This is a genomic window from Variovorax nitratireducens (genome assembly GCF_051216545.1).
In the GTDB taxonomy this organism is placed as follows: domain Bacteria; phylum Pseudomonadota; class Gammaproteobacteria; order Burkholderiales; family Burkholderiaceae_C; genus Variovorax.
Genome location: NZ_JBPJZO010000004.1, coordinates 317,859 through 344,817, shown reverse-complemented (window position 1 = coordinate 344,817; position 26,959 = coordinate 317,859). Strand labels below are relative to the sequence as shown.

Annotated in this window: 25 protein-coding genes; 10 read left to right on the top strand and 15 right to left on the bottom strand. The window is 66.1% G+C overall.

Annotated features, from left to right (window positions below; all coding sequences use genetic code 11):
- The first annotated feature begins 21 nt into the window (after positions 1-21).
- The 3 genes from ACSFA8_RS13745 to ACSFA8_RS13735 are packed head-to-tail and all read left to right on the top strand — an operon-like array spanning position 22 to position 2,574.
- Positions 22-363: a hypothetical protein gene (locus ACSFA8_RS13745; RefSeq protein WP_435480067.1), complete on the top strand. Its 342-nt coding sequence runs from the start codon at positions 22-24 to the stop codon at positions 361-363.
- 49 nt (positions 364-412) lie between these two features.
- Positions 413-1,420: a D-2-hydroxyacid dehydrogenase family protein gene (locus tag ACSFA8_RS13740; RefSeq protein ID WP_435480066.1), complete on the top strand. Its 1,008-nt coding sequence runs from the start codon at positions 413-415 to the stop codon at positions 1,418-1,420.
- Positions 1,417-2,574, top strand: a complete 1,158-nt coding sequence (locus ACSFA8_RS13735) for an MFS transporter (protein WP_435480065.1) — start codon at positions 1,417-1,419, stop codon at positions 2,572-2,574. Before ACSFA8_RS13740 ends, ACSFA8_RS13735 begins: the two co-directional genes overlap by 4 nt.
- 5 nt (positions 2,575-2,579) lie before the next feature.
- Here ACSFA8_RS13735 and ACSFA8_RS13730 read toward each other — a convergent pair whose 3' ends face one another.
- Positions 2,580-4,688, bottom strand: coding sequence for a type IV pilus assembly protein FimV (locus ACSFA8_RS13730; protein ID WP_435480064.1), 2,109 nt, complete (start codon positions 4,686-4,688; stop codon positions 2,580-2,582).
- A gap of 148 nt (positions 4,689-4,836) precedes the next feature.
- Here ACSFA8_RS13730 and ACSFA8_RS13725 point away from each other — a divergent pair, with 148 nt between their 5' ends.
- Genes ACSFA8_RS13725 through ACSFA8_RS13705 form a run of 5 tightly spaced genes read left to right on the top strand, consistent with a single transcriptional unit; the run spans position 4,837 to position 10,296 of the window.
- Positions 4,837-6,360 (top strand): 3-hydroxyacyl-CoA dehydrogenase, encoded by a 1,524-nt coding sequence (locus ACSFA8_RS13725; RefSeq protein WP_435480063.1) that lies wholly within the window; start codon positions 4,837-4,839, stop codon positions 6,358-6,360.
- Complete coding sequence (locus ACSFA8_RS13720; RefSeq protein ID WP_435480062.1) at positions 6,357-7,136, top strand: oxepin-CoA hydrolase, alternative type; 780 nt, start codon at positions 6,357-6,359, stop codon at positions 7,134-7,136. Before ACSFA8_RS13725 ends, ACSFA8_RS13720 begins: the two co-directional genes overlap by 4 nt.
- Before the next feature lie 57 nt (positions 7,137-7,193).
- Positions 7,194-7,913 (top strand): Crp/Fnr family transcriptional regulator, encoded by a 720-nt coding sequence (locus ACSFA8_RS13715; protein ID WP_435480061.1) that lies wholly within the window; start codon positions 7,194-7,196, stop codon positions 7,911-7,913.
- Position 7,914: 1 nt separating this feature from the next.
- The gene (locus tag ACSFA8_RS13710; protein ID WP_435480060.1) at positions 7,915-9,000 is read left to right on the top strand and encodes a phosphotransferase; all 1,086 of its coding nucleotides are present in this window, start codon (positions 7,915-7,917) and stop codon (positions 8,998-9,000) included.
- Between the two features lie 24 nt (positions 9,001-9,024).
- Positions 9,025-10,296 (top strand): acyl-CoA dehydrogenase family protein, encoded by a 1,272-nt coding sequence (locus tag ACSFA8_RS13705; RefSeq protein WP_435480059.1) that lies wholly within the window; start codon positions 9,025-9,027, stop codon positions 10,294-10,296.
- Positions 10,297-10,369: 73 nt separating this feature from the next.
- On the opposite strand, the gene ACSFA8_RS13700 is transcribed toward ACSFA8_RS13705, so the two are convergent.
- From ACSFA8_RS13700 to ACSFA8_RS13680, 5 genes are all read right to left on the bottom strand, one after another.
- Positions 10,370-10,852 carry a GNAT family N-acetyltransferase gene (locus tag ACSFA8_RS13700; protein ID WP_435480058.1) on the bottom strand — a complete coding sequence of 161 codons (483 nt, stop codon included), beginning with the start codon at positions 10,850-10,852 and terminating at the stop codon, positions 10,370-10,372.
- A 2-nt stretch (positions 10,853-10,854) separates the two neighbouring features.
- Positions 10,855-12,189: a phosphoglucosamine mutase gene (gene glmM / locus ACSFA8_RS13695; RefSeq protein ID WP_435480057.1), complete on the bottom strand. Its 1,335-nt coding sequence runs from the start codon at positions 12,187-12,189 to the stop codon at positions 10,855-10,857.
- 17 nt (positions 12,190-12,206) lie between these two features.
- Positions 12,207-13,055 (bottom strand): dihydropteroate synthase, encoded by an 849-nt coding sequence (folP, locus tag ACSFA8_RS13690; protein ID WP_435480056.1) that lies wholly within the window; start codon positions 13,053-13,055, stop codon positions 12,207-12,209.
- Between the two features lie 61 nt (positions 13,056-13,116).
- Positions 13,117-15,039, bottom strand: coding sequence for an ATP-dependent zinc metalloprotease FtsH (gene ftsH, locus ACSFA8_RS13685; RefSeq protein WP_435480055.1), 1,923 nt, complete (start codon positions 15,037-15,039; stop codon positions 13,117-13,119).
- Positions 15,040-15,210: 171 nt separating this feature from the next.
- Positions 15,211-15,879: an RlmE family RNA methyltransferase gene (locus tag ACSFA8_RS13680; RefSeq protein ID WP_435480054.1), complete on the bottom strand. Its 669-nt coding sequence runs from the start codon at positions 15,877-15,879 to the stop codon at positions 15,211-15,213.
- Between the two features lie 37 nt (positions 15,880-15,916).
- Between ACSFA8_RS13680 and ACSFA8_RS13675 the strand changes: the two genes are divergently transcribed.
- Together ACSFA8_RS13675 and ACSFA8_RS13670 are read left to right on the top strand one after the other, a co-directional pair.
- Positions 15,917-16,396 carry a YhbY family RNA-binding protein gene (locus ACSFA8_RS13675; protein WP_286543673.1) on the top strand — a complete coding sequence of 160 codons (480 nt, stop codon included), beginning with the start codon at positions 15,917-15,919 and terminating at the stop codon, positions 16,394-16,396.
- A 33-nt stretch (positions 16,397-16,429) separates the two neighbouring features.
- Complete coding sequence (locus ACSFA8_RS13670) at positions 16,430-17,170, top strand: glycosyltransferase (RefSeq protein ID WP_435480053.1); 741 nt, start codon at positions 16,430-16,432, stop codon at positions 17,168-17,170.
- A 21-nt stretch (positions 17,171-17,191) separates the two neighbouring features.
- Here the strand turns inward: ACSFA8_RS13670 and ACSFA8_RS13665 are convergent, their stop codons facing one another.
- From ACSFA8_RS13665 to lpxA, 9 genes are all read right to left on the bottom strand, one after another.
- Positions 17,192-17,617 carry a DUF4149 domain-containing protein gene (locus ACSFA8_RS13665; RefSeq protein ID WP_435480052.1) on the bottom strand — a complete coding sequence of 142 codons (426 nt, stop codon included), beginning with the start codon at positions 17,615-17,617 and terminating at the stop codon, positions 17,192-17,194.
- The gene (gene greA, locus ACSFA8_RS13660; protein WP_435480051.1) at positions 17,617-18,093 is read right to left on the bottom strand and encodes a transcription elongation factor GreA; all 477 of its coding nucleotides are present in this window, start codon (positions 18,091-18,093) and stop codon (positions 17,617-17,619) included. Before greA ends, ACSFA8_RS13665 begins: the two co-directional genes overlap by 1 nt.
- A gap of 65 nt (positions 18,094-18,158) precedes the next feature.
- On the bottom strand, positions 18,159-19,040 hold the full coding sequence (locus ACSFA8_RS13655) for a Kdo hydroxylase KdoO (RefSeq protein WP_435480050.1): 882 nt from the start codon (positions 19,038-19,040) through the stop codon (positions 18,159-18,161).
- Positions 19,041-19,044: 4 nt separating this feature from the next.
- Positions 19,045-22,266 (bottom strand): carbamoyl-phosphate synthase large subunit, encoded by a 3,222-nt coding sequence (carB, locus tag ACSFA8_RS13650; protein WP_435480049.1) that lies wholly within the window; start codon positions 22,264-22,266, stop codon positions 19,045-19,047.
- Entirely contained in the window at positions 22,259-23,431 is a 1,173-nt protein-coding gene (gene carA / locus ACSFA8_RS13645; RefSeq protein ID WP_435480048.1) for a glutamine-hydrolyzing carbamoyl-phosphate synthase small subunit, read from the bottom strand. The genes carB and carA overlap by 8 nt, the downstream gene beginning before the upstream one ends.
- A 151-nt stretch (positions 23,432-23,582) precedes the next feature.
- The gene (locus tag ACSFA8_RS13640) at positions 23,583-24,362 is read right to left on the bottom strand and encodes a TrmH family RNA methyltransferase (protein WP_435480047.1); all 780 of its coding nucleotides are present in this window, start codon (positions 24,360-24,362) and stop codon (positions 23,583-23,585) included.
- Entirely contained in the window at positions 24,359-25,033 is a 675-nt protein-coding gene (gene rnhB / locus ACSFA8_RS13635) for a ribonuclease HII (protein ID WP_435480046.1), read from the bottom strand. Before rnhB ends, ACSFA8_RS13640 begins: the two co-directional genes overlap by 4 nt.
- On the bottom strand, positions 25,005-26,159 hold the full coding sequence (lpxB, locus tag ACSFA8_RS13630; RefSeq protein ID WP_435480045.1) for a lipid-A-disaccharide synthase: 1,155 nt from the start codon (positions 26,157-26,159) through the stop codon (positions 25,005-25,007). The genes rnhB and lpxB overlap by 29 nt, the downstream gene beginning before the upstream one ends.
- A 2-nt stretch (positions 26,160-26,161) precedes the next feature.
- Positions 26,162-26,950, bottom strand: coding sequence for an acyl-ACP--UDP-N-acetylglucosamine O-acyltransferase (gene lpxA / locus ACSFA8_RS13625; RefSeq protein ID WP_435480044.1), 789 nt, complete (start codon positions 26,948-26,950; stop codon positions 26,162-26,164).
- Between the last annotated feature and the right edge of the window lie 9 nt (positions 26,951-26,959).

The following is a 26,959-nucleotide window of genomic DNA, read 5'->3' as shown; positions in this document are numbered from 1 at the left end:
CTCTGACTTACTGGAGTTCACATGGGAATCGCTCTTCTGACCTTGGCCGACCTGTTCACGCCGCTGCAATCGCTTGCAAGCCGCTGGATACCGGCACGCCGTGCCCACCGCAATGCGGGCCTGCGCTATGTGGCCGTGCGCCCCGCCTGCACAGTGCGCCCCGCCTGCACCGTGCGGCCCGCTGCCGCCAACGTGGCACCCACCGCACGGCCGCTGCGCGTGGTGCGCGTGCTCGACGGCCAGCGCGTTGATCGCGCTTCCGGCCGCGTCGTGATCTCGGGCCGCATGGCCGATGTCTGCGCCGAACTCGACCGCCTCGTCGCGCTCGAGGCCGCCGACGACTCGCGCCATCTGATGCACTGACCAGCGGCCACCTCACGGCGACGAGGAGCGCAAGGCACAATAACGTGCCATGAACATCGTGATCCTCGACGACTACCAGGATGCCGTGCGCAAGCTGCGCTGTGCCGCCAAGCTCGACGCCTACGCGGCCAAGGTCTACACCAACACCGTCAAGGGCATCGGCCAGTTGTCGGTTCGGCTCAAAGACGCCGACGTGATCGTGCTGATCCGCGAGCGCACGCAGATCTCGCGGCAACTGGTCGAGAAGCTGCCCAAGCTCAGACTCATTTCCCAGACCGGCCGCGTCGGCGGGCATGTCGACGTCAACGCCTGCAGCGAACTCGGCATCGCAGTGGCCGAGGGCAGCGGTTCCCCGCTGGCACCGGCCGAGCTGACCTGGGCCTTGATCATGGCGGCGATGCGGCGACTGCCGCAGTACATCAGCAACCTCAAGCACGGTGCCTGGCAGCAGGCGGGCCTCAAGTCGGCATCGATGCCGGCGAATTTCGGTCTTGGTTCGGTGCTCAAGGGCAAGACGCTGGGCATTTGGGGCTACGGCCGCATCGGCCAACTGGTCGCACGCTATGGTCAGGCCTTTGGCATGCAGGTCGTGATCTGGGGCCGCGAGGCCAGTTGCAGCAAGGCCCGTTCCGACGGGTTCCAAATCGCTGCCAGCCGCGAGGCACTGTTCGAGACCGCCGATGTGCTGTCCGTTCACCTGCGCCTCACGGACGAAACACGCGGCCTGGTCGCCCTCGAAGACCTCTCGCGCATGAAGCCTACCGCCCTGTTCGTGAACACCTCGCGCGCCGAGCTGGTCGAGCCCGATGCGCTGCTCGCGGCGCTCAATCGCGGCCGGCCCGGGCTGGCCGCCATCGACGTGTTCGAAAGCGAACCGCCGCTGCAGGGCCATGCACTGCTGCGTCTCGAAAACTGCATCTGCACGCCGCACATCGGCTATGTGGAACAAGAGAGCTACGAGCTCTATTTCGGGCAGGCGTTCGACAACGTGGTGAGCTTCATCAAGGGCAACCCCACCAACATCGTCAATCCGGGCGCGCTGCAGGTTCGGCGTTGAACCGGCCGCCGCTGCCCGCCGCATTGTGGGCACTGCTGGCGGGCAATTTCGTAATCGGCACCGGCGTCATGGTTGTAGCCGGCACGCTCAACGAGATAAGCGATTCCTTGGGCGTCAGCGCCGCAGCGGCGGGCCAACTGATCACGGCGGGCGCGGTGGTCGTCTGCCTCGGCGCCCCGCTGCTCGCCGCACTGGTGGCTGGGTGGGATCGACGTGTGCTGCTTGCACTGTCGATGGCCTGGTATGCGGTCGGCCACGTGCTCGCGGCGCTGATGCCCAGCTACACGGGCCTGCTCGTGGTGCGGATGCTCACGATGATCGCGCCCGCCATCTTCACGCCGCAAGCCGCTGCGTGTGCCGGCTTGCTGGTGCCGCCCGAGCAGCGCGGCCGAGCCGTGACCTTCGTTTTTCTCGGCTGGTCGATGGCCTCGGTGCTGGGGCTGCCGCTGGGTGCGCTGATGGGCGGGCACTTCGGCTGGCGTGCTGCGTTCATGGCGATTGCCGTGGCGTCCGTGCTCAGCGCGATCTGGGTCTGGGCCACACTGCCGGTGGGCATCCGGCCCGCAGTGCTGACGCGTGCCGCGTGGGCCAGCGTGCTGAAGAGCCCGGTGCTGATGGGCGTCGTGTCGGTCACCGCACTGCAGGGCGCGGGCCAGTTTGTGCTGTTCAGCTATTTCGCACCGCTGGTCAAACAACAGCTCGGTGCTGACGCGACGATGCTGAGTCTGCTGTGGGCCTGGTTCGGCGTTTGCGGCCTGATCGGCAACATGCTGGTCAGCCGGTACATCGACCGCATCGGCGCAGGCCGGATGGTGCTGCTGACCACCTCGTTGATTGCGCTGAGCCTGTTGCTGTGGCCGCTGGGCCGCAGCTTCGCCGTGCTGGCGCTGGTGCTGGCGCCCTGGGGATTCGGCTGCTTTGCCGCCAACTCGGCCCAGCAGGCACGGCTGGTGGGCCTGGCGCCCGCAATGGCCTCCGGCTCGGTGGCGCTCAACAGTTCAGGGATCTATATCGGGCAGGCCATGGGCGCCGGGGCCGGTGGCTGGCTGCTCGCCAACGGCGCGGCGGGCTGGATGAGCTGGGCGGGCCTCGCCGCCCTGCTGCTGGCCATGGCGTTGAGCGTCGCGGTCGAGCGCCTGCCGCGTCCGGCCTGACCGCCTCAGCGCTTCTTGATGACGCGTGGTGCGATCTCGGCCTCGGTGTCCGGGTCGAACAGGTCGAAATCGATGGTGTGCGAATCACCGGCGGGCGGCGGCGCCCCGCGTTCGATCGGCGCAGCGATCGTTTCAAAGGCGGTCTTGTCGAACTCGGCCAGATCCATATCGATCTGCGGCCTGACGGGCATCGGCCGGGCATCGGCGGCCACCACCGGCGAATCGGGGATCAGCACCGTATCGGCCTGCAGGCCGTCGTCGATGCCGCCGTAGATCGAAGGCGGCGGCGGCTGGGTGGGCGCGATGTCCTCGAGCAAGGTCGCGGGCGCTGTGGCGTCGTGAGAGAAAGTGTCGACGAACGACAGCGGCGTCACCGGCGCCGGCGGTGCGCTGTCGGGGTCGATCACTTCCTTGGCCACCGCATACAACAGCAACAGTTCCTGATAAGCGGCAAGGTCGAAGGCTTCGTCCTCATGCACGCCCGGTTTGCGGAACACCAGTTCCTCGATCAGCGCCAGCGTGCCGGCGGCCGGCCATTGCGATTCGATGCGGGCGAGCGCACCGCGGTAGTGCTCCAGCCCACGCCCGCCGAGCGAGAAATCGTCGAACGCAGGCACCTCGGCGTTGAAAGCACGCTCGAAGCCGCCGCTCAGGCGCGCGTACTCATCACGACGCCCCAGCGCGTGATAGATCTTGAACAGGTCGAGGTACGCCAGTGCACTGGTGTCGGGATTGGCGGCAATATGTTCGACCAGAACAGCGATGGCCTGGTCGTGCTGCCCAAGCGAGAGGAAGAAGTCCGATTGCTGCTGCACGTCGAACAGTTCCTCGGTATTGACCGGTCGCACGGCCGCAGGCTCTGGCGCGCGCGTGGCAGCGGGCTCCGGCTCGTCCTGGTCGTATCGCGTGTCGGCATTGGTGGAAGCCAGCAGCGCCGCATGGCGCGGATCCAGCTCCCCTGGCGGCAGCGCGTCGGGCCGTGTGACCGGGTGGTCCACCAGGTCATCGAACTGGCTGTCGGGCGTCGGCCCCGGGCGTGGCCCGCCTTCGCGCGCATCATGCCCATCCCCCCACCAGGCAGGTGCCACGGCGCGGCGTGACAGGCGCCACAACAGTGCAATCGCGACCAATGCGAGCAGCAGCAAAAGCCCGAGGGCATACACCAGCGGATTGTTGTAGCGACTGTCGCGCGCCTCAGCCAATTCGCTGCGCATTTCGAGCAGCGTGCGCTGGTTCTGGGCGGTCTGCTCGCGCAGCGCGGCCAGCGTGGCTTCGAGCGACTGAATGCGCTGCGCCTCGCGTTGCGCGTCTTCCGGCGGCGCCGAGAGTGCACGCCACTGCGCGGCGGCCTGCGCGCGCTTTGCCAGGTCTTCACCACCGGGCAATGCCAGCGAAGGCGAAGTTTGTAGACCGACCTCCCGCAACGACAACGGTTCGAGCGCGTCGACCTGCAGCCGCGGGCCGGTGGCAACCGCTTCGCGTTGGGGTTCGGGTGCTGTCACGCGTGCGGCGGGTGCGGCGGGCACGGGCACACGCACAGCGGGTGCGACGCGGGCCGGCGCCTGCGCGACGGCGGCGCGGCGCGGCGCGGGAGGCGGCGTGCCGGCGGCCCGTTCGCCGGATTCGGCAGTGCGCGGACGCGGCGGCGCGCTACGGCGCGCCGTGCCGCCCGAACCCATCGCGGCCGAGCTGGCACCGGCGTTGCCTCGCGACGAACGGGCGCTGCGCTCTTGCGGTGCGAAGGCGGGCGCGCCGCTGTCCGCCCGCGATGCCGACGACGCTGCGCGCGGCAGACTGACCGCCTCCGGCGGCACATCGGCCAACAGGACATAAGTGCGGATCGAGCGGGCCTCGCAACCGGCGCGCACCGTCACATTGACCACGGGTTCCTCGATCGCCACCGTCGATCGCACTCGCAGACGCGAGCTGCCGGCCGAAGAACCCGGTTCCAGCGATACAGTCACACGTCGATCGTCGATGCGCGCGTCGCCCTGAACCACCTCTGCTTCAAGGCACAGGCTGTCCCCTTTTTCTGCGCCTTCGAGTGCCAGCGGGATCGCCAGATCGAGCGGCTTGCCGATCCAGGTCGCCCCTTGAGGGCGGCCGATCGTCAAGGCGAGCGATGGTAGCGCGAACCCCAAAAGGGCCAGGGTCGCCGCAATGCGTCGAAGTTTCAAAATGGGATGAAAAAATTGAAATCTAAAGTAAACAGATTCTGACATGCAGGTACAGCACATTCTTTCATCTGGAGACATTTATCAAATGAACGTGAACTTTTCCAAAATCGCCGTCGTTGGTGCCGGCGCCATGGGCCGCGGCATCGCCCAGATGGCAGCGCAAGCCGGCAGCGAGGTATTGCTGGTCGACAGCATGCCGGGCGCCGCGGAACGGGGCCTGGCAACCCTCGCCGAACAATGGGGCAAGCTGCACGCCAAGGGCCGGCTCGAAGCAGCCGAGCGCGACGGGCTGGTTGCGCGGATTCGTGCGGTCACCACAATGCAGGAACTGGCCGCTTGCGATCTGGTCATTGAGGCGATCATCGAAGACCTGGAGGTGAAACGCCAGTTGTTTCGCGAACTCGAGACGATCGTGGCGCCCACTGCCGTGCTGGCCACCAACACCTCGTCGCTGTCTGTAACGGCCATTGCCCGGGCGCTGCAGCATCCGGGGCGCTGCGCGGGCTTCCACTTCTTCAACCCGGTACCGCTGATGAAGGTGGTCGAAGTCGTGGCCGGCTTCAAGACGGAACCGGACGTCTGCGCCCGCCTGGCCGGCTACGCCGAGCAAATGGGCCACAAGGCGGTGCAGGCGAGGGACACGCCCGGCTTCATCGTGAACCATGCGGGCCGCGGCTACGGCACCGAGGCGCTGCGCATCGTCGGAGAAGGCGTAGCCGACTACGCCACGGTCGACCAGATCCTCAAGGATCAAGCCGGCTTCAGGCTCGGCCCATTCGAACTGCTGGACTTGACCGGGCTCGACGTCTCGCATCCGGTGATGGAGTCGATCTATCACCAGTACTACGAAGAACCGCGCTTCCGGCCCAGCGTGATCACGGCCCAGCGCCTGGCGGCCGGCGCGCTCGGCCGCAAGACCGGCGAAGGCTTCTATCGCTATGCCGACGGGGTCATGCAGCAGCCGCCCGAAGCGCCCGCGCCGCTGGTGGAAAAGCTGCCGATCTTCTGGATCTCGCCCCGCGCAGCCCGGCGTGCCGAGTTGATCAAGCTGGTACACGACCTAGGCGGCCAGATCGAAACCGGCGCCACGCCGTCGACGGCTGCGTTGATCCTGGTCGCGCCGCTGGGCTTCGACGTGACCACGGTGGCCGCCGTCGAGCGCCTGGACGCCACGCGCACCGTCGGCATCGACATGCTGATCGACGATGCCGCCACCAAACGCCGCGTGCTGGCCACCAACCCGGCCACACGGATCGACATGCGCGACGCAGCGCATGCGCTGTTCGCGCGCGACGGCAAGGCCGTCAGCGTCATTCGCGACAGCGGCGGCTTCGTCACCCAGCGCGTGGTGGCCACCATCGTCAACATCGCGGCCGATATGTGCCAGCAAGGCGTGTGTTCGCCGGCGGATCTCGAAACTGCGGTGACGCGCGGCCTCGGCTACCCGCAGGGCCCGCTTGCGATGGGCAACCTGTACGGCCCGACCAACATGCTCGAAGTGCTGTTCAACCTGCAGACTGTCTACGGGGATCCGCGCTATCGCCCCAGCCCCTGGTTGCGCCGCCGCGGCGCGCTGGGCCTCAGCCTGATGCACGAAGAAGAAGCATGACCGCAGAACTCAAGAGCCGCACCGAAGGCCAGACCATGGTGCTGACACTGGCCAACCCGTCGCAGCGCAACGCGCTCGGCCCTGAAATGTACGCAGCCGGCATTGAAGCGCTGAACGGCGCCGAGAACAGCAACGACGTGCGCAACGTGGTGATCGTGGGCGATGGCGCCTGGTTCAGCGCGGGCGGATCGCTGCAGCGCCTGGCCGCGAACCGCGAGCGCGAGCCCGCGGCGCAGGCCGAGAGCATCGACGGGCTGCACAACTGGATCGATTCGATCCGCGCCTTTCCGAAGCCGGTGATCGCCGCGGTCGAAGGCGCAGCGGCAGGTGCGGGCTTTTCCCTCGCGCTGGCCTGCGACTTCGTGATCGCGGCACGCGATGCGGTGTTCGCCGCGTCGTACAGCAACATCGCGCTGTCGCCCGACGGCGGCCTGAGCTGGCAACTTGCGCAGGCGTTGCCGCGCCAACTCGCCAGCGAATGGCTGATGGGCGGCGAGCGCATCGCGGCGCCGCGCCTGCATGCGCTCGGACTGGTCAATCAACTGACCGAGCCAGGTCAGGCGCTGCAGGGCGCGCTCACGCTGGCCGCCACACTTGCAGGCCGTGCGCCCAATTCGCTGGCAAGCATCAAGGAACTGCTCAACGAGGCGCGTGGCGCCACGTTGGCAGCCCATCTCACGCAGGAGCGCGACCATTTCGTGCGCAACCTGCACCATGCGAATGCCGGTATCGGCATCGCGGCATTCCTCGCCAAGACTCCACCGCGCTACGAGTAGCGCCGGGTCGCGCCAGCGACATCCCTCACCCCTTTCAGTCTCCGACAGGACAGAACAATGGACGACCCCATTCTTACCATCGAAGAACGAGAAGCGATCAATGCCGGTCGCTGGTTTTCTTCACTTTCCCCATCACTTCGCCACGACATCCTCCGATGTGCTTTTGTCAAACGCTACAAGGACGGCGACCTGCTGTGCGCACGCGGCGACCCGCCCGATCAATGGATCGCCTGTGCCAAGGGCGCCGTGCGCGTGAGCTCGACAGCGGTGTCGGGCAAGCAGGTCACGCTGACCTATGTGGAGCCGGGGATCTGGTTCGGCGACGTGGCGATGTTCGACGGCGAGCGTCGCACGCACGATGCCTATGCGCATGGCGACACCACCACACTCAACGTGGCGCGCGCCGACTTCCAGAAGATCCTGGCTGCGCATGTGGAACTCTACGAGGCCCTCATGCGCCTGCAGGCACGGCGTATCCGCACGCTGTTCGGATTGGTGGAAGACCTCAACACCCTGCCCTTGCGCGCACGACTGGCCAAGCAACTGATTCACCTGGTGCGCAGCTACGGCGTACCGAACCTCGCCGACGGCAGCCAGATGCGCATCGGCCTGCATCTGGCGCAGGAAGAACTGGCGCAACTCCTCGGCGCCTCGCGCCAGCGCGTGAACCAGGAGCTCAAGGCGATGGAGCGCGAGAACGCGATCCGCATCGAGCCGGCTGGACTGGTGGTGCTCGACCGCACTGCGCTCATGCGCATTTCCGAAGCAGACATCTGACATGACGGATTTCCAGAACTTCATCGGCACGCGCGCCGTTTCGCCGCAGCATGCGTTCGACATCGAGGCGCTGACGGCCTGGCTCGAACAAAACCTTGATGGCTTCATCGGCCCGTTGACGGTCGAGATGTTCAAGGGCGGGCAATCGAACCCGACCTACAAGCTCGTCACGCCGGCCCGCAGCTATGTGATGCGTGCCAAGCCCGGCCCGGTTGCCAAGCTGCTGCCTTCGGCGCATGCGATCGAGCGCGAGTTCAAGGTGATGAGCGGCCTCGCCGGCACCGACGTGCCGGTGCCGCAAATGCATTGCCTGTGCACCGACGAAAGCATTATCGGCCGCGCCTTCTATGTGATGGAGTTCATGGCCGGCCGCGTGCTGTGGGATCAGTCGCTTCCCAGCATGAGCAACGCCGAACGCAGTGCCGTCTACGACGAGATGAACCGCGTCATCGCGGCGCTGCATACGGTGAAGTTCGCCGAGCGCGGCCTGGCTGACTATGGCAAGCCTGGCAATTACTTCGAGCGCCAGATCGGCCGCTGGAGCAAGCAATACGTGGCCTCGGTGACGCAGCCGATCCCGGAGATGGACAGGCTCATGGAGTGGCTGCCCGCGAACATGCCGGCCAGCGCGCGCGACGAGCGCATGGTGTCGATCGTGCACGGCGACTACCGCCTCGACAACCTGATGTTCCACGCCACCGAGCCGCACGCGATCGCCGTGCTCGACTGGGAGCTCTCGACGCTGGGCCACCCGCTGGCCGACTTCAGCTACCACTGCATGTCGTGGCACATCTCCCCGGGCGTGTTCCGTGGCATCGGCGGGCTCGACCACAAGAGCCTCGGCATCCCGACCGAGAGCGAGTACATCCGCAAGTACTGCGAACGCACCGGACTCACTACGCCCGAGGCGCTGGCGCCGGACTGGAGCTTCTACCAGGCCTACAACCTGTTCCGCATGGCCGCGATCCTGCAAGGCATTGCCAAGCGGGTCGAGGCCGGTACCGCATCGAGCGAGCAAGCCGTGGCCTCCGGGCGCGGCGCGCGGCCCATGGCCGAAATGGCCTGGGCCTTCGCGCAGCGCGCCTGACCCATTTACCCCAAGGAGACAACGATGGATTTCGAATATTCCGCCAAGACGAAGGATCTGCAAAAGCGCGTGAGCGCTTTCATGCAAGAGCACATCTACCCGGCGGAGACCGAGTACGCCGCCGAGTTGACCGCCAACACGGCAGCAGGCAAACGCTGGACCGCGCTCAAGACCGTCGAGAAGGTCAAGGAAAAGGCCAAGGCCCAGGGCCTCTGGAACCTGTTCCTTCCGGTCGACAGCGCGTCGGCCTCGGGCTACGAGGGCGCGGGCCTCACGAACCAGGAATACGCGCCGCTGGCCGAGATCATGGGCGCAGTGCCATGGGCCAGCGAAGCGTTCAACTGCTCGGCACCCGACACCGGCAACATGGAAACCATTGCGCGCTACGGCTCGGAAGACATCAAGGCACGCTGGCTCAAGCCGCTGCTCGAAGGCCAGATCCGTTCCGCTTTCGCGATGACCGAACCCGAAGTTGCGTCGAGCGATGCGACCAACATCGCCACGCGCATCGAACGCGATGGCAACGAGTACGTGATCAACGGCCGCAAGTGGTGGATCTCCGGCGCGGCCGACCCGCGTTGCGCGGTTTTCATCACCATGGGCAAGAGCGATCCCGAGGCGCCCAGGCACTCGCAACAGAGCATGGTGATCGTGCCGGCCGATGCCAAGGGCATCCGCATCGTGCGGGCGCTCAATGTGATGGGCTACGACGATGCGCCGCACGGCCACGTCGAGATGTATTTCGAGAACGTGCGGGTTCCTGTCGACAACATCCTGCTCGGCGAAGGCCGCGGCTTCGAAATCGCCCAGGGCCGCCTCGGCCCGGGACGCATCCACCACTGCATGCGCCTGATCGGCCTGGCCGAGCGCGCGCTCGAACTGATGTGCAAGCGTGCCTCCTCGCGCGTGGCCTTCGGCAAGACCGTCGCCTCGCAGACCGTCACGCAGGAACGCATCGCCGAAGCGCGCTGCAAGATCGACATGGCGCGTCTGCTCACGCTCAAGGCCGCCTGGCTGATGGACGTGGCCGGCAACAAGGTCGCCAAGAACGAGATCGCGATGATCAAGGTGGTCGCGCCCTCCATGGCCTGCCAGGTGATCGATTGGGCAATGCAGGCGCATGGCGGCGGCGGGATGTGCGACGACTTCCCGCTGGCCTACGCCTACGCCGGTGCGCGCACCCTGCGCTTTGCCGACGGCCCGGACGAAGTGCACCGCAACGCGATCGCCAAGTGGGAGCTCGGCAAGTACTCGGCCGACAAGCGCGAGAGCGAGCCGCCTGTCACTCGCTTCTGATCGTCACCGTTCATCGGCTGTCTTCTTGACAGCCGCTGCCGCCCGCGCCACAAGCGCCGGCGGCATTTTTTATCTACAGCTTTTTCTGCAGGAACAGTGCAGAGCCAAAGGCCGGGTCGAGCTGGAAGGCAGCGAAGCCTTCGCGCTCGTAGGCACGCATTGCACTCGCATTGCCCGACAACACCTCGAGCGTGAGCTTGCAGGCGCCGCGCGCCCTCGCTTCCTGCTCGACGCGCCCGAACATGCGCTGCGCGAGGCGCTGGCCGCGGTGGCTGGCCAGCACCACGACGTCGTGCACATTCACGAGCGGGCGGCAGGCGAAGGTTGAAAAGCCCTCGATGCAGTTGACCAGCCCGACCGGCACATCGCCGTCGAACGCCAGCACGCTGTAGGCCTGCGGCCGTCGGGCGAGTTCGGCCGGCAGGCGCTCCAGCAGTTCGGGCGCGATCGCCGTGCCGCCGCCTGCCGGATCCCGCGCGTATGCGTCGAGCAACGCGACGAGGGCAGCGGCGTCGTCGGGATTGGCGTAGTTCGCGAGCCTGACGTCGATCGCCACGGTCAGGCCGCCTCGACCGTGGCCACGAGCCGGCGCGCGCACGCCTCGGCCTGCGCCGCTTCGCGCGCCTCGACCATCACACGCAGCAGCGGCTCGGTGCCGCTGGCCCGGATCAATACGCGGCCGCCGTCTCCGAGTTCGGCCTCGGTGCGCTTCGTTTCCTCGGCAAGCGCGCGGTTGCTGCGCCAGTCATGGCCTTCGCGCAGCCGGATGTTGATGAGCGTCTGGGGGAACAGCGTCACGTCGGACAGCAGCTGCGCCACCGTCTTGCCGGAACGCACGCAGGCTTGCAGCACCTGCAGTGCACTCACGATGCCGTCGCCGGTGGTGTGCCGATCCAGCGCCAGCAGGTGGCCCGAGCCTTCGCCGCCGAGCAGCCAGCCGCGCTTGTGCAGCTCTTCGAGCACGTAGCGATCGCCCACCCTGGCCCGCACGAACTCGATGCCTTTGGCGCGCAGCGCGACTTCCACCGCCTTGTTGGTCATCAGCGTGCCGACCACTCCTTCGATCCGGTCGCCCTTGGCCAGGCGCTCGGCGACCATGAGGTAGAGCAGCTCGTCGCCGTTGAACAGGCGTCCGCTGGCGTCGACCAGCTGCAGCCGGTCGGCATCGCCGTCGAGCGCGATGCCGTAGTCGGCGCCCTGCGCCTTGACCATCTCGATCAACGCTTGCGGATGCGTCGCGCCGACGCCCTTGTTGATGTTGAGCCCGTCGGGCGCGCAGCCGATGCTGACCACGTCGGCTCCCAACTCGTGGAACACCTGCGGCGCAACCTGGTAGGCCGCGCCGTGGGCTGCGTCCACCACCAGCTTGAGGCCGCGCAGCGTGAGGTCGTTGGCGAAGGTGCTCTTGCAGAACTCGGTGTAGCGCCCGGCCGCGTCGTCGAGGCGGCGAGCCTTGCCGAGCTGGGCGGACTCGACCCACACGGGCGCCTCCTCCAACGCGGCCTCGACCGCCAGCTCCCACTCGTCGCTGAGCTTGGTGCCCTGCGCGCTGAAGAACTTGATGCCGTTGTCCGGAAAGGCGTTGTGGCTGGCGCTAATGACGACGCCCAGGCTGGCGCGCTGCGCACGCGTAAGGTAGGCCACGCCGGGCGTCGGCAACGGCCCCAGCAACAGCACGTCAACACCGGCCGAATTGAAGCCGGACTCGAGTGCGCTCTCCAGCATGTAGCCGGAGATGCGCGTGTCCTTGCCAATCAGCACTCGCGGCCTCGCTTCGGTCTTCTTGAGCACACGGCCGACCGCATGGGCGAGGCGCAGCACGAAGTCTGGTGTGATCGGCGGCTGGCCGACCGTTCCGCGGATGCCGTCGGTGCCGAAATACTGGCGTGTCATAGTGAGATTTCGCTCCTTTATTGTTGTGCTTCTTCGGCGTGCATGGCCTGCCAGACCTTGAGCACGCTCACCGTCTCGGCCACATCATGCACGCGCACGATTCGGGCGCCCCGCTCCACCGCGAGCAACGCTGCAGCCAGGCTGGGCAGCACGCGCTGCGAAGCGGCTTCGATGCCGCTGACCGCACCGAGTGAGGACTTCCGCGACCAGCCGGCCAGCAAGGGATAGCCTGCCGCGAGCAATTCGGACTGGCGCGCCAGCAGTGCGAAATTCTGGGCCACGGTCTTGCCGAAGCCAATACCGGGGTCGAGCACGATGCGGTTCGAATCGACCCCCAGCGCCCGCAGTGCCTGCGCCGATTGCTCCAAAAACAATCGCACCTGCGGCACCACGTCACCCACCATCGGCGCCACCTGCATGGTCTGCGGATCGCGGTACATGTGCATCAGGCAGACGCCGCAAGCGGGATGCGCCACCACGGCCTCGCGGACGCCGGGTTGGCGCAGCGCCCAGACATCGTTGACGATGTCGGCACCGAGCTCGAGCACGGCGCGCATGACTTCGGGCTTGTAGGTATCGACCGAAACCGGCACTCCGAGCCTGACGGCCTCGCCCACCACCGGCAGCACACGCGCCAGCTCGATCTCCAGCGGCACTGCCGGGCTGCCGGGCCGGGTCGATTCGCCGCCGATGTCGAGGATGTCCGCGCCCTCTTCGACCAGGCGTTCGCAATGGCGCAGCGCCGCCGCCGTACTTTCGTGCGCGCCGCCGTCCGAGAACGAATCGGGCGTGACGTTGACGATGCCCATCACGCGCGGTCGCGTGAGATCGATCCTGAACCGGGCGGTCTGCCAGATCGTCGTCATGCGGCGGCGATTCCACAAAAAAACGGGGCCCGAGGCCCCGTTGATTGCCGATGCGCCACGCTCAGGCGGCGGTCGGCGCCGGATCCGGCTTGACGGCGGGCGTGCCGCCTGTGCCGCCACCGCTGTTACCCGAAGGTGGCACGCGCGGTGTCCAGTCCTTGGGCGGGCGCGGCTCCTTGCCGGCCATGATGTCGTCGAGCTGTTCGGAGTCGATGGTTTCCCACTCAAGCAGCGCCTTGGCCATCGCGTGCATCTTGTCGCTGTTCTGTTCGATCAGGCTGCGCGCGAGCGCGTACTGCTGGTCGATGATGCGGCGCACCTCGGCGTCGACCTTTTCCATGGTCTGCTCGCTCATGCTGGTGGTCTTGGTGACCGAGCGGCCGAGGAACACCTCGCCCTCGTTCTCGGCATAGACCATCGGGCCGAGCGATTCGGTCATGCCGTAGCGGGTGACCATGTCGCGTGCGATCTGCGTGGCACGCTCGAAGTCGTTGCTCGCGCCGGTGGTCATCTGGTGCATGAACACTTCTTCGGCAATCCGGCCACCGAACAGCATGCTGATCTGGTTCAGCATGTAGTCGCGGTCGTAGCTGTAGCGATCCTGGGCCGGAAGGCTCATGGTCACGCCGAGGGCACGGCCGCGCGGAATGATGGTGACCTTGTGCACCGGGTCGCACTTCGGCAGCAGCTTGCCGAGCAGCGCGTGGCCGGACTCGTGGTAGGCCGTGTTGCGACGCTCTTCCTCGGGCATGACCATGCTCTTGCGCTCGGGGCCCATGAAGATCTTGTCCTTGGCCTTTTCGAAGTCCTGCATCTCGACCACGCGCGCATTGCGGCGCGCGGCCATCAGCGCGGCCTCGTTGCAGAGGTTGGCCAGATCGGCGCCCGACATACCGGGCGTGCCGCGCGCGATGACGCTTGGATTCACGTCCTGGCTCACCGGGATCTTGCGCATGTGCACGTTCAGGATCTGCTCGCGGCCACGAATGTCGGGCAGCGTGACATAGACCTGGCGATCGAAGCGGCCCGGACGCAGCAGTGCCGCGTCGAGGATGTCCGGACGGTTGGTCGCAGCGACCACGATCACGCCGAGGTTGGTTTCGAAGCCGTCCATCTCGACCAGCATCTGGTTGAGCGTTTGCTCGCGTTCGTCGTTGCCGCCACCGAGACCGGCGCCGCGCTGGCGGCCGACCGCGTCGATTTCATCGATGAAGATGATGCAGGGCGCGTTTTTCTTGGCGTTCTCGAACATGTCGCGCACACGGGCCGCGCCCACGCCGACGAACATTTCGACGAAGTCGGAACCCGAGATCGAGAAGAAAGGCACCTTGGCCTCGCCTGCGATTGATTTGGCCAGCAGCGTCTTGCCGGTACCGGGCGGGCCGACCAGCAGCAGGCCACGGGGAATGCGCCCGCCGAGCTTCTGGAAGCGTTGCGGATCCTTCAGGAAATCGACAACTTCCTTGACCTCTTCCTTCGCCTCGTCGCAGCCGGCGACATCTGCGAAGGTCACGGTGTTGTTGTTCTCGTCCATCATGCGGGCCTTGCTCTTGCCGAAGCTGAAGGCACCGCCCTTGCCGCCGCCCTGCATCTGTCGCATGAAATAGACCCAGACGCCGATCAGCAGCAGCATCGGCCCCCAGCTCACCAGCAGCGTCATGAGCAGCGAGCCCTCTTCGCGCGGCTTGACGTCGAACTTGACGTTGTTGTTGATCAGGTCGCCGACGAGGCCGCGGTCGAGGTAGGTGGCGGTGGTGCGGATCTTGCGGTCGTCATTGGTGACAGCCACGATCTCGCTGCCGCCCTGGCCTTCCTGGATGGTTGCGCTCTTAATCCGGTTGCCGCGAACTTCCTCGAGGAAATCCGAATAGCCGACATAACCAGCTCCTGCTGCGCCGCGCGTGTCGAACTGCTTGAACACAGTGAACAACACCATCGCAATGACGAGCCAGACGGCAATTTTCGAAAACCACTGATTATTCAAACGAGGCTCCAGTCGTAGGGTGCGCGTGACAAAACAATGAAAGCCGCGCACCAGGCAGGCAATTGACGCCCATTTTAGGCTTTTCAAGCTGCGAAATAGCCTTGTTTGCACCCATCAGCCACAGGGCCTGCACGGTTTTGCGCCAAACCGCCCCGTTTGGCGGCAACTGTATCAAGGCGTATCCGACGCTTTCAGGCCGATGCCGACAAGAAAAGTCTCGGACGACTTGTCGCGCGATGCCTTCGGTTTGACCTTCTTGACGACCTTGAAGGTGTCCTTGAACAGTTTGTTGAGCGGGTCGTAACCGCTGCCGTGAAAGAGCTTGGTCACGAGCGCACCTTCGGCCTTCATGTGGCGACCGGCAAAGTCGACCGCAAGCTCCACCAGGTGGGCGATTCGCGCCGCATCGGCCGAGGCAATGCCGGAGAGGTTGGGCGCCATGTCGGACACCACCACGTCGGCCTTGCGCCCCTGCAAGGCGTCTTCGAGGCGCGCGAGCACGTCTGGCTCGCGGAAGTCGCCCTGCAGGAAGATCACGCCCTCGATCGGCTCCATCGGCAGCATGTCGAGCGCGATGATGGTGCCGTGCAACTGGCCCGCCGCAGCCCCGCCAGGCGCCATCCGGCGCCGCGCGTACTGGCTCCAGGCCCCCGGCGTGGAGCCCAGGTCGATCACGAGCTGCCCGGGCTTGATCAGGCCCAGCGTCTCGTCGATTTCCTTGAGCTTGTAGGCTGCGCGCGCCCGGTAGCCTTCCTTGGTCGCAAGCTTGACCCACGGGTCGTTGATGTGGTCGTGCAGCCAGGCCTTGTTGACCTTCTTGCCGGTGGTTTTGGTGGTCATCCGTAGGGTCGTTTCACAGTGGTTCGATAATACGGGCATGCCCGCTATTCATTTGACCCCCGCCCAGCGCAAGGTGCACCGCTCCGAAGCGCACCATCTGAACCCGATCGTCATGATCGGCGGTGACGGGCTCACGCCGGCCGTCAAGAAGGAAACCGACGCCGCGCTCAAGGCGCATGGCCTCATCAAGATCCGCGTCTTCTCCGACGACCGGGTCGCGCGCGACGCGATGCTGCAGACACTGGCCGACGAACTCGATGCGGCGCCGATCCAGCACATCGGCAAGCTGCTGGTGCTGTGGCGCCCGAAAGCCGAGAAGGTCAAGGAAGTCGACGAAGACCGCATGCCCGGCCCGCGCGACATCAAGGTCGTCAAGTACAGCAAGCGCTTCGGCCAGCGGCCCGAGATCAAGACCCTGCGCGTGCTCGGCAACCAGCGCCTCACGCCCGGCGGCAACATCAAGCGTGCCAAGCCGCGCAAGTCGCTCTCGGTGAAAAAGCAGCGCCAGGCGGATTGAGCGATGGCGCTGGAGGCTGGAGCGGCGCCACCGATGCGCCACATCTTGTGCATGAAGTGGGGCACCAAGTACGAGGCCTACTACGTCAACAAGCTTTACGCCATGGCGCGCCGCCATTTGAGTGGCGAGTTCCGCTTTGTCTGCCTGACCGACGATGCCGCCGGCATTCGCAAAGAGGTCGAATGCTTTCCGATTCCGCGGCTCGACATCCGGCCCGAGGCGGCCGGCGTGCGCGATCGGGCCTGGCGCAAGCTCACTACGCTGAGCCGCGACCTGCCTGACGTCTACGGACTGAGCGGCCAGGCGCTGTTTCTCGACCTCGACATCGTGGTGGTCGGTAGCCTCGACGATTTCTTCACCGAGCCCGGCGAGTTCGTGATCATCAAGGACTACCGCCGCCCCTGGCGCGTGACCGGAAACTCGTCGGTGTACCGCTTCACGATCGGCGCGCATGCCGATGTGCTGGATCATTTCCGCACCCATGAGACGGCGATGCGCGAGCAGTTCCGCAACGAGCAGACCTACCTGTCTGACTACGTTCACAAGCAGGGAAAGCTCAGCTATTGGCCCAGCGCCTGGTGCCCGAGCTTCAAGTACCACGGCATTCCGGCGTGGCCGAGCAACTACTGGCAGCCGCCCTTTGTGCCTGAAGGTGCGCGTGTGGTGATCTTTCACGGCGAGTGCAACCCGCCCGATGCGCTGGCCGGGCGCCGCAACCGCCGGTTCCGCTTCATCCGCCCGGCGCGCTGGGTCGCCGAGCACTGGAAAGAATAAGCTCGCCCTCCCTCAGGCGGCTCAGCGAGACGCGGGGCCTTGCAGCCGCCACAGCACGACGGCGGCGCTCAGCCACTGCAACAGGTACATGCCACTGCCGACGGCATGCCACAGCGGCAGGTTTTCGCGCGCCACGATGCGCGGCGCGACGCCGAACTCGGCCAGCAGGGCGAACAGCAAGCCCGCCAGGATGAACGGCAAGGCTGCCCGCACCCGGTTGGCGGTTTCGGGCGAGCGGGCCGATCGGCTCACCATCAGGAGCAGCAGCGCGCACGCGATCGAGACCCAGGTCTGGGCCGTGAAAAGCCTGGCCGCCATGCCGCCCGCGATCGCGGGGGTTGCCAGGTGCTTGAACAGCAACGGCACGACCAGGAACCCGATCGTGCTCAGGCTGCCCCACCAGAACGCCGCAACGATGCCGGGCAGGCGCGCGACCAGGGCGCGCATCAGAGGTAGCGCACCGCCACGATTTCGTAGCGCTTGAGGCCGCCCGGCGCCTGCACTTCGGCGGTATCGCCCTCTTCCTTGCCGATCAGCGCGCGCGCAATCGGGCTGGAGATGTTGATCAGGCCCAGCTTCAGGTCGGCCTCGTCCTCGCCGACGATCTGGTATTTGACAGCCTCGCCGGACGCTTCTTCCTCGAGTTCCACGGTGGAGCCGAACACCACCTTGCCGCCGGCGTCGAGTTCGGTCGGGTCGATGACCTGCGCGGCCGAGAGCTTGCCCTCGACCTCCTGGATGCGGCCCTCGATGAAGCCCTGGCGATCCTTGGCGACTTCGTACTCGGCGTTTTCGCTCAGGTCGCCCTGGGCGCGTGCCTCCGAGATCGCATTGATGACCCAAGGGCGGTCGACGGTCTTGAGGCGATGCAGTTCTTCGCGGAGCTTCTCCGCGCCGCGCTTGGTAATCGGAATGGTGGCCATGGTTGCCTGTCTCAAAAAGCGAAACCGCCGAACGTCGCCGTTCGGCGGTATCTGGGTAGTGGAAATCAGACGAGGGTTCGTCCGGTCAGCCGGCTCAAAATAGCCAGCGGACTTGCAGAAGGATTGTATTGGCTTGCGGCCGGCAGATGAAGGGTCTGCTCGGCCATGAACTGGCCCGACATCACGGCGTGGGAGGTCTGGTCGGAAAAACAGACCCACACCGAACCGGACGGAAACGGCACGGTTTCCTGCTCCGAAGTCTTTTGATAGTCCAGGTCGGACTTCATCGCATCGTGCAGTTGCAGCATCAGGTGGTCGTACTCGCTGCGCAGCGACTTGGTCACTCGCAACGCGCGCAGCAGTCTGGCCTGCAGGCGCGAATACGGCTTGGCGCGCGGCAAAAAGCGCTGCGCCACCGTCTCGAACGGCTCGCCCACGCGCCAGACGCGCGGCGCCCCCTGCGGATTCAGGTTGGTGAACACGCGCAGGATGCGCTCCCCATAGTTGGGCCGCGAGGGAAAGGAGTCGACATGCAGGCGCCGGTCGTCGGCGCGCCAGGATTGCACGCGCGATTCGACCTGGGCCGGGCGGAAGCTCGTCGGCGCCATGCGCAACGACGGGCTGTAGTGCGGCAGCAAGCCGTCGATCAGCTGGCGCGCCTGGCTGCGAAAGCGGCCGATCATCGCGGCCGCCGCCTGCTGGGCCGCTTCGTCGCCCGCCACGCCCTTGAGCTTGCTCTCCCCGGACGCAGCCACGTCGAGGCTGATGTTGCGCACGCCCTCGGCCAGCAGCGCCGGATCCAGCAGCTTCTGTTCCGACGGCAGCAGTTCAAAGCCCAGGTGCGGGAAGTACAGCACCTTGCCGGCCTCGAGCGCAGCGATCCACGCTTCGTTGGGCGTGGCGCCGGCCCAGTCGGCCAGGTCGAGTTCGACGAGCTGGGAGGCCATGGCTTCAGGTGAGCTGTGCGTGCATCTCCTGCACCGAAATCACGCCCAGTTCGTCCATGTGCTGCATGCCTTCGACCGCGGCTTCGGCGCCGAAGATGGTCGTGTAGGTGGTCACGCGCGCCAGCAGCGCCGAGGTGCGGATCTGGCGCGAGTCGGTGATCGCGTTGCGGCGCTCCTCGACCGTGTTGATGACCAGCGCGATCTCGTTGTTCTTGATCATGTCGACGATGTGCGGACGGCCTTCGGTCACCTTGTTCACCTGGGTGCAGGCAATGCCGGCCGCCTGCATCGCGGCCGATGTGCCCTTGGTCGCGATCAGCTCGAAGCCGAGCCTGGCCAGACCGCGTGCGACATCCACCGCACGCGCCTTGTCGTTGTTCTTGACCGAGATGAACACCTTGCCCGATTTCGGCAGCACCGTACCGGCGCCGAGCTGCGACTTGACGAAGGCTTCGCCAAAGGTCTTGCCCACGCCCATGACTTCGCCGGTCGACTTCATCTCGGGGCCGAGGATGGTGTCCACGCCCGGGAACTTGACGAATGGGAATACGGCTTCCTTCACGCTGAAGTAAGGCGGCGTCACTTCCTTCGTCATACCCTGCGATTTCAGCGACTGGCCCGCCATGCAGCGCGCCGCGACCTTGGCCAGCTGGATGCCGGTGGCCTTGCTCACGTAGGGCACGGTGCGCGAGGCACGCGGGTTCACTTCGAGCACGTAGATGACGTCCTTGCCGTCCTTCTGCTGGATCGCGAACTGCACGTTCATCAGGCCGACCACGTTCAGCGCTTCGGCCATGGCGGCGCTCTGGCGCTTGAGTTCGGCGATCGTATCGGCGTTCAAGCTGTAGGGCGGCAGCGAGCAGGCCGAGTCGCCCGAGTGCACGCCGGCCTGTTCGATGTGTTCCATCACGCCGCCGATCAGCGTGCCACCTTCGGCGTCGCGGATGCAGTCGACGTCGCATTCGACCGCGTCGTTCAGGAAGCGGTCGAGCAGCACTGGCGAATCGTTGCTCACCTTGACCGCTTCGCGCATGTAGCGCTCGAGGTCGCGCTGCTCGTGCACGATTTCCATCGCGCGTCCGCCAAGCACGTAGCTCGGGCGCACGACCAGCGGATAGCCCAGTTCGGCCGCTTTCTCGAGCGCCTCTGGCTCGGCGCGTGCGGTCGCATTCGGCGGCTGGCGCAAGCCCAGCTTGTGCAGCAGATGCTGGAAGCGCTCGCGGTCTTCCGCCGCGTCGATCATGTCGGGCGAGGTGCCGATGATCGGAACGCCGTTGGCTTCGAGGTCGAGCGCGAGCTTGAGCGGCGTCTGGCCGCCGTACTGCACGATCACGCCGAGCGGCTTTTCCTTGTCGACGATCTCGAGCACGTCCTCGAGCGTCAGCGGCTCGAAGTACAGGCGGTCGGACGTGTCGTAGTCGGTCGACACGGTCTCGGGATTGCAGTTGACCATGATGGTCTCGTAGCCGTCCTCACGCATCGCCAGCGCGGCATGCACGCAGCAATAGTCGAACTCGATGCCCTGCCCGATGCGGTTGGGACCGCCGCCGAGCACCATGATCTTCTTCTTGTCCGTCGGCGCGGCCTCGCACTCGTCCTCGTAGGTCGAGTACATGTAGGCGGTGTTGGTGGCGAACTCGGCTGCGCAGGTGTCGACCCGCTTGTAGACCGGGCGCACACCCAGCGCGATGCGCTTTTCCCGGATCGCGGTGTCGGTCGTCTTCAACTGGCGCGCGAGGCGGCGGTCGGAGAAGCCCTTCTTTTTGAGCGCCAGCAGCGTGTCGCGGTCGATCTCGTCGAGCGACTTGGTTTCGAGCTCGAGCTCGATCTTCACGATCTCCTCGATCTGCACCAGGAACCACGGGTCGATTTTGGTCAGTGCGAAAACTTCGTCCACGCTCAGGCCCATCGCGAACGCGTCGCCCACGTACCAGATGCGCTCGGGGCCGGGCTCGCCCAGTTCCTTCTCGAGCACTTCGCGATCCTGCGTTTTCTCGTTCAGGCCGTCGACGCCGACCTCGAGTCCACGCAGCGCCTTCTGGAACGATTCCTGGAAGGTGCGGCCCATCGCCATCACCTCGCCCACGGACTTCATTTGCGTCGTCAGGCGCGAATCGGCCTGCGGGAATTTCTCGAAGGCGAAGCGCGGGATCTTGGTGACCACGTAGTCGATGCTGGGCTCGAAGCTCGCCGGCGTGGCACCGCCGGTGATCTCGTTGCGCAACTCGTCGAGCGTGTAGCCAACGGCCAGCTTGGCCGCGACCTTGGCGATCGGGAAACCGGTCGCCTTCGACGCCAACGCCGAGGAACGGGATACGCGCGGGTTCATCTCGATGACGACCATGCGGCCGTCCTTCGGGTTGATCGAGAACTGCACGTTCGATCCGCCGGTGTCGACACCGATCTCGCGCAGCACGGCCAGCGAGGCGTTACGCAGGATCTGGTATTCCTTGTCGGTGAGCGTCTGTGCCGGTGCCACGGTGATCGAATCGCCGGTGTGCACGCCCATCGGGTCGAGGTTCTCGATCGAGCAGACGATGATGCAGTTGTCGGCCTTGTCGCGCACGACTTCCATCTCGTACTCTTTCCAGCCGAGCAGCGATTCTTCGATCAGCAGTTCGTTGGTCGGCGAGGCTTCGATGCCGCGCTTGCAGATGGTCTCGAACTCTTCGGGGTTGTAGGCAATGCCGCCGCCGGTGCCGCCGAGCGTGAAGCTGGGGCGGATCACCGTGGGGAAGCCGACCGTCTTCTGCACGGCCCACGCTTCGTCCATCGAGTGCGCGATGCCCGAACGCGCCGAGCCCAGGCCGATCTTCGTCATCGCGTCCTTGAACTTCAGGCGGTCTTCGGCCTTGTCGATGGCCTCGGGCGTGGCGCCGATGAGTTCGACCTGGTACTTGGCGAGCACGCCGTGCCGCCACAGGTCGAGCGCGCAGTTCAGCGCCGTCTGGCCACCCATGGTCGGCAGGATCGCGTCGGGCTTTTCCTTCGCGATGATCTTTTCGACCGTCTGCCAGGTGATCGGCTCGATGTAGGTGACGTCGGCCGTGGCCGGGTCGGTCATGATCGTCGCGGGGTTGCTGTTGATCAGGATGACCTTGTAGCCTTCCTCGCGCAACGCCTTGCAGGCCTGCACGCCCGAGTAGTCGAACTCGCAGGCCTGGCCGATGATGATCGGGCCGGCGCCGATGATCAGGATGCTTTTGAGGTCTGTGCGCTTAGGCATTCTTGTGTTTCTCCATCAATGCCGTGAAGCGGTCGAACAGGTAGCCGATGTCGTGCGGGCCCGGTGAGGCTTCGGGGTGACCCTGGAAGCAGAACGCGGGCTTGTCGGTGCGGGCCAGGCCCTGCAGCGTGTTGTCGAACAGGCTGATGTGGGTCGGGCGCAAGGTGGCGGGCAGCGTTTTTTCGTCGACCGCGAAACCGTGGTTCTGGCTGGTGATGCTCACGCGGCCGTCGTCGAGATCCTTGACCGGATGGTTCGCGCCGTGGTGCCCGAACTTCATCTTGAAAGTCTTCGCGCCCGAAGCCAGCGCCATGATCTGGTGGCCCAGGCAGATGCCGAAGGTCGGGATGCCGGTCTCGATCAGTTCCTTCACGGCGCTGATCGCGTAGTCGCAGGGCTCCGGGTCACCGGGGCCGTTGGCCAGGAAGATACCGTCGGGTTTGAGCTTGAGCACATCGGCCGCGGGCGTTTGCGCCGGCACCACCGTGATGCGTGCGCCGCGCTGCGCGATCATGCGCAAAATGTTCTTCTTGACGCCATAGTCGAAGGCCACGACGTGGAACTTCGGCGTGATCTGCACGCCGTAGCCGGCACCGAGCTTCCACTCGGTCTGCGTCCATTCGTAGGTTTGCTGAACCGACACCACCTTGGCCAGATCCAGCCCGGCCATGCTCGGCGCGGCCTTGGCGGCGGCGATGGCCTTGTCGATCAGTGCCTGGGTGGCGGCCTCGCCTTCGGCCAGGCCAAGGATGCAGCCGTTCTGTGCGCCGTGCGTGCGCAGGTGGCGCGTGAGCTTGCGGGTGTCGATGTTGGCAATCGCGACCGTGCCGCCGCCCACCAGGTACTCGTTGAGCGTGGCGGTCTTGCGGAAGTTGGACGCGACGAGCGGCAAGTCCTTGATGATCAAGCCTGCGGCGTGGATCTTGTCGGCCTCGACGTCTTCCTCGTTGACGCCGTAGTTGCCGATGTGCGGATACGTGAGGGTCACGATCTGCTGGCAATAGCTCGGGTCGGTCAGGATTTCCTGGTAGCCGGTCATCGCGGTGTTGAACACCACTTCTCCGACGGTGGCGCCAGTGGCGCCAATCGAGTTGCCGAGAAAGACCGTGCCGTCTGCAAGCGCCAGGATGGCGGGCGGGAAAACTCCCTTGAGAGACAAAAGCAACTGGGTTCTCCGGATGGATGACGCCCAAAGCGAACCCAAGAAGCGACTCGGGGGTTGCGGCTTTCGTCGAGGAGGTGGCTTGCGTGCGCTGTGGGCGGGGTGGGTGCGGGAAAGCCCTTGATTATAGCCCGTGGCGCCCCGCGAAATTGATTCAGGCCTGGCGCGCTGTAGCGCTCGCGTGCAGGCAGATTGCCGCCGCAGCGGCGACGTTGAGCGATTCCTCGCCGCCGGGCTGGGCAATGCGGATGCGGTGCGCGGCGCGCGCCTCCAACTCGGCCGACACGCCCTGCCCTTCATGACCCATGAGCCAGGCGCAGGGATGCGGCAACCTGGCCTGGTGCAGCCAGTCGCCGTGGTGCGAACTGGTCGCAACCAGCGGCACCACCAGGCCATCGAGCACCGACGCGTCCGCACCCTCGATCAGCCGCAGACCGAAGTGCGCGCCCATGCCGGCGCGCAATACCTTGGGCGCCCATAGTGCGGCCGTGCCCTTGAGCGCCACCACCTGCGAGAAACCGAAGGCAGAAGCGCTGCGCAGGATGGAGCCCACGTTGCCCGCGTCCTGTAGTCGGTCGAGCACCACGGTCGGCGCGTCGGGCAGCAAATCGGGCCGGCCCGGCAGGTCGAGCACAAAGCCCATCGGCGCCGGCGATTCGAGACCGCTCACAGCAGCCAGCAATGCGTCTGCGATCACGATCTTCTTGTCAGCAGCCTGCGCCATTTCGAGCGGCGCTGCAGGCCAGAACGATTCCGAAAAGACCGCGATGGCCGGGCGCACGCCGCGTGCCAGTGCCGCACGGCACAGGTGGTCGCCCTCGAGCCAGAGGCGGCCGAGCCTGCGGTAGGCGCCCGGGTCTTGCGCAAGCTTGCGCAGGTCTTTCAGCAACGGGTTGTCGCGCGACGTGATGTGCTGAACGTCGGAAACACTCATGGCGCGCCTTCGCGCTGCGGGAGCACATCCGCCGCCATGGCCTGGCCGGCCATGCGCGCATACGCCGCCGCCACGGGACTGAAGGAACGCCGGTGATGCACGCAGGCGCCGTGGCGCTGCAGCGCTTCCATGTGCTCGGGCGTGCCATAGCCCTTGTGGCTGGCAAAACCGTAGTGCGGAAACTCCATGTGCAGTTGATCGCACAGCCGGTCGCGGTGCACCTTGGCCAGGATCGAAGCAGCCGAAATGGCCTTCACCCGTGCATCGCCCTTGACGATCGCTTCGGCCAGCACGTCGAGCATGGGCAACCGGTTGCCGTCGACCAGCACCTTGGCCGGCTTCAGGCGCAGGCCCTCGACCGCGCGGCGCATCGCGATCATGGTGGCCTGGAGGATGTTGTGCTGGTCGATTTCCTCGACGCTGGCCAGCGCGATGGAGCAGCAGAGGGCCTGCGCCAGGATCTGGTCGTGCAGCCGCTCGCGCTGCAGCGCGGTGAGGGTCTTGGAATCCGCCAGCCCGCGGATCGGCCGCAGGTCATCGAGGATCACTGCCGCGGCCACCACCGGTCCGGCCAGCGGGCCGCGGCCCGCTTCGTCGACGCCGGCCAACAGACCCGGGGCATCCCAGACCAGCGCGGCCTGCTCAGCTTTGAAGAACTTTCTGGATCGCATCGGCACAGAGTGTGGGGGTGTCGCGGCGCAATTCGTCGTGCAGGGTCGCAAAACGCTGCTGCAGCGCCGCAACGCGGTCGGGAGCAGCGAGCCAGGCCAGCGTGGCCTCGGCCAGCGCCTCGGGCGTGGCGGCATCCTGCAGCAGTTCGGGCACCACGAACTCGCCGCACAGGATATTCGGCAATCCGACCCAGGGTTGCAACTGCTGCCGGTGCATGAGGCGCCAGGAAAGCGAATGCATGTTGTAGGCGATCACCATCGGCCGCTTGAACAGTGCCGCCTCCAGCGTGGCGGTGCCGCTCGCGATCAGCGTTACGTCGCAGGCCGCCAGCGCGGTGTGCGACTGGCCGTCAAGCAGTTGCACCTGGCCTGCCATCGGGCTGGCTGCCAAGAGCTGCTCGACTTCGGCGCGCAGCGCGGGCAACACCGGCGCTATGAATTTAAGAGCAGGCTGCGCCCGCTGCATCAGCGCTGCAGCCGAAAAGAACCGGGAAGCAAGATAGCGCAACTCGGAGCGACGACTACCAGGCAGCAGCGCCACCACGGTCGCGTCGGCCTCGATGCCAAGCGCTGCGCGGGCGGCAGCGCGATCGGGCGTGATCGGAATCACGTTGGCGACCGGATGGCCGACGTAGCTGGCCGCAATGCCATGCTTCGCGAGCAGGACCGGCTCGAACGGAAAGATGCACAGCACATGGTCGGCCGCAGCGCGAATCTTTTCCGCCCGGTCGGCACGCCAGGCCCAGATCGAGGGACACACGAAATGCACGGTCTTGAGGCCGCGGCCGCGCAGGCCGGCCTCGAGATCGAGGTTGAAATCGGGCGCATCGACGCCGATGAACAACTGCGGCCATTCGCGCAGCAGGCGCGCCTTGAGCTGCCGGCGGATGCCGGCAATTTCGGCATAGTGGCGCAGCACCTCGATGTAGCCGCGCACGGCGAGCTTCTCCTGCGGCCACCAGCTTTCGAACCCGCGCGCCAGCATGCGCGGCCCGCCGATGCCGGCTGCGTGCATGTCGGGCCAGCGCGCCTGAAGGCCTTCGAGCAGCAGGCTGGCCAGAAGATCGCCTGAAGCTTCGCCTGCGACCAGTGCGAACTGTCGCGGAGTCGTCGTGGGAGCGGACATGTCTAGCGCGCGATGCCGCGCGTGCTGTTGGCGAGAAACCCGCTCATCAACGCGACGTCGGCGGCGGCTTCCGGCAACTCGGTCGCCAGCGCGTCGACGGCGCCGCGCGCATCGTCGAGCGTGCGGCCCTGCCGGTAGATGAGGCGGTGCATCTGCTTGACCGCCGCAAGCCTGGCGGCCGAGAAGCCGCGGCGGCGCAGGCCCACGAGATTGAAGCCGCGCACCGCCATCGGGTTGCCGTCGACCAGCATGAACGGCGGCACATCCTGCGACACCGCAGTGGCGAACCCGACCATGGCGTGCGCGCCGACCTTCACGAATTGGTGGATGCCCACGAGGCCGCCGACGGTGACCCAGTCACCGAGGTCGACATGGCCGGCCAGCGTGGTGTTGTTGGCCAGCGTGGTGTGGTCGCCGACCCTGCAATCGTGCGCGATGTGGGTGTAGGCCATGATCCAGTTGTCGTGGCCGACGCGCGTGATGCCACCTGCGCCCGGCACGCCGAGGTTGAAGGTGCAGAACTCACGGATCGTGTTGCGGTCGCCGATCACCAGTTCGGTAGGCTCGCCCGCGTACTTCTTGTCCTGCGGCACTGCACCGATCGAGGAGAACTGGAAGATGCGGTTGTCGGCGCCGATGGCGGTGCGGCCCTCGATCACGCAGTGCGGGCCGATCGTGGTGCCGGCCCCCACCTTCACGTGCGGGCCGATCACGGTGTACGGGCCGACCGTGACCGAGGCGTCGAGTTCGGCCTTCGGGTCGACGATGGCCGTCGAATGAACCTGGGTCATGCGGTCGGC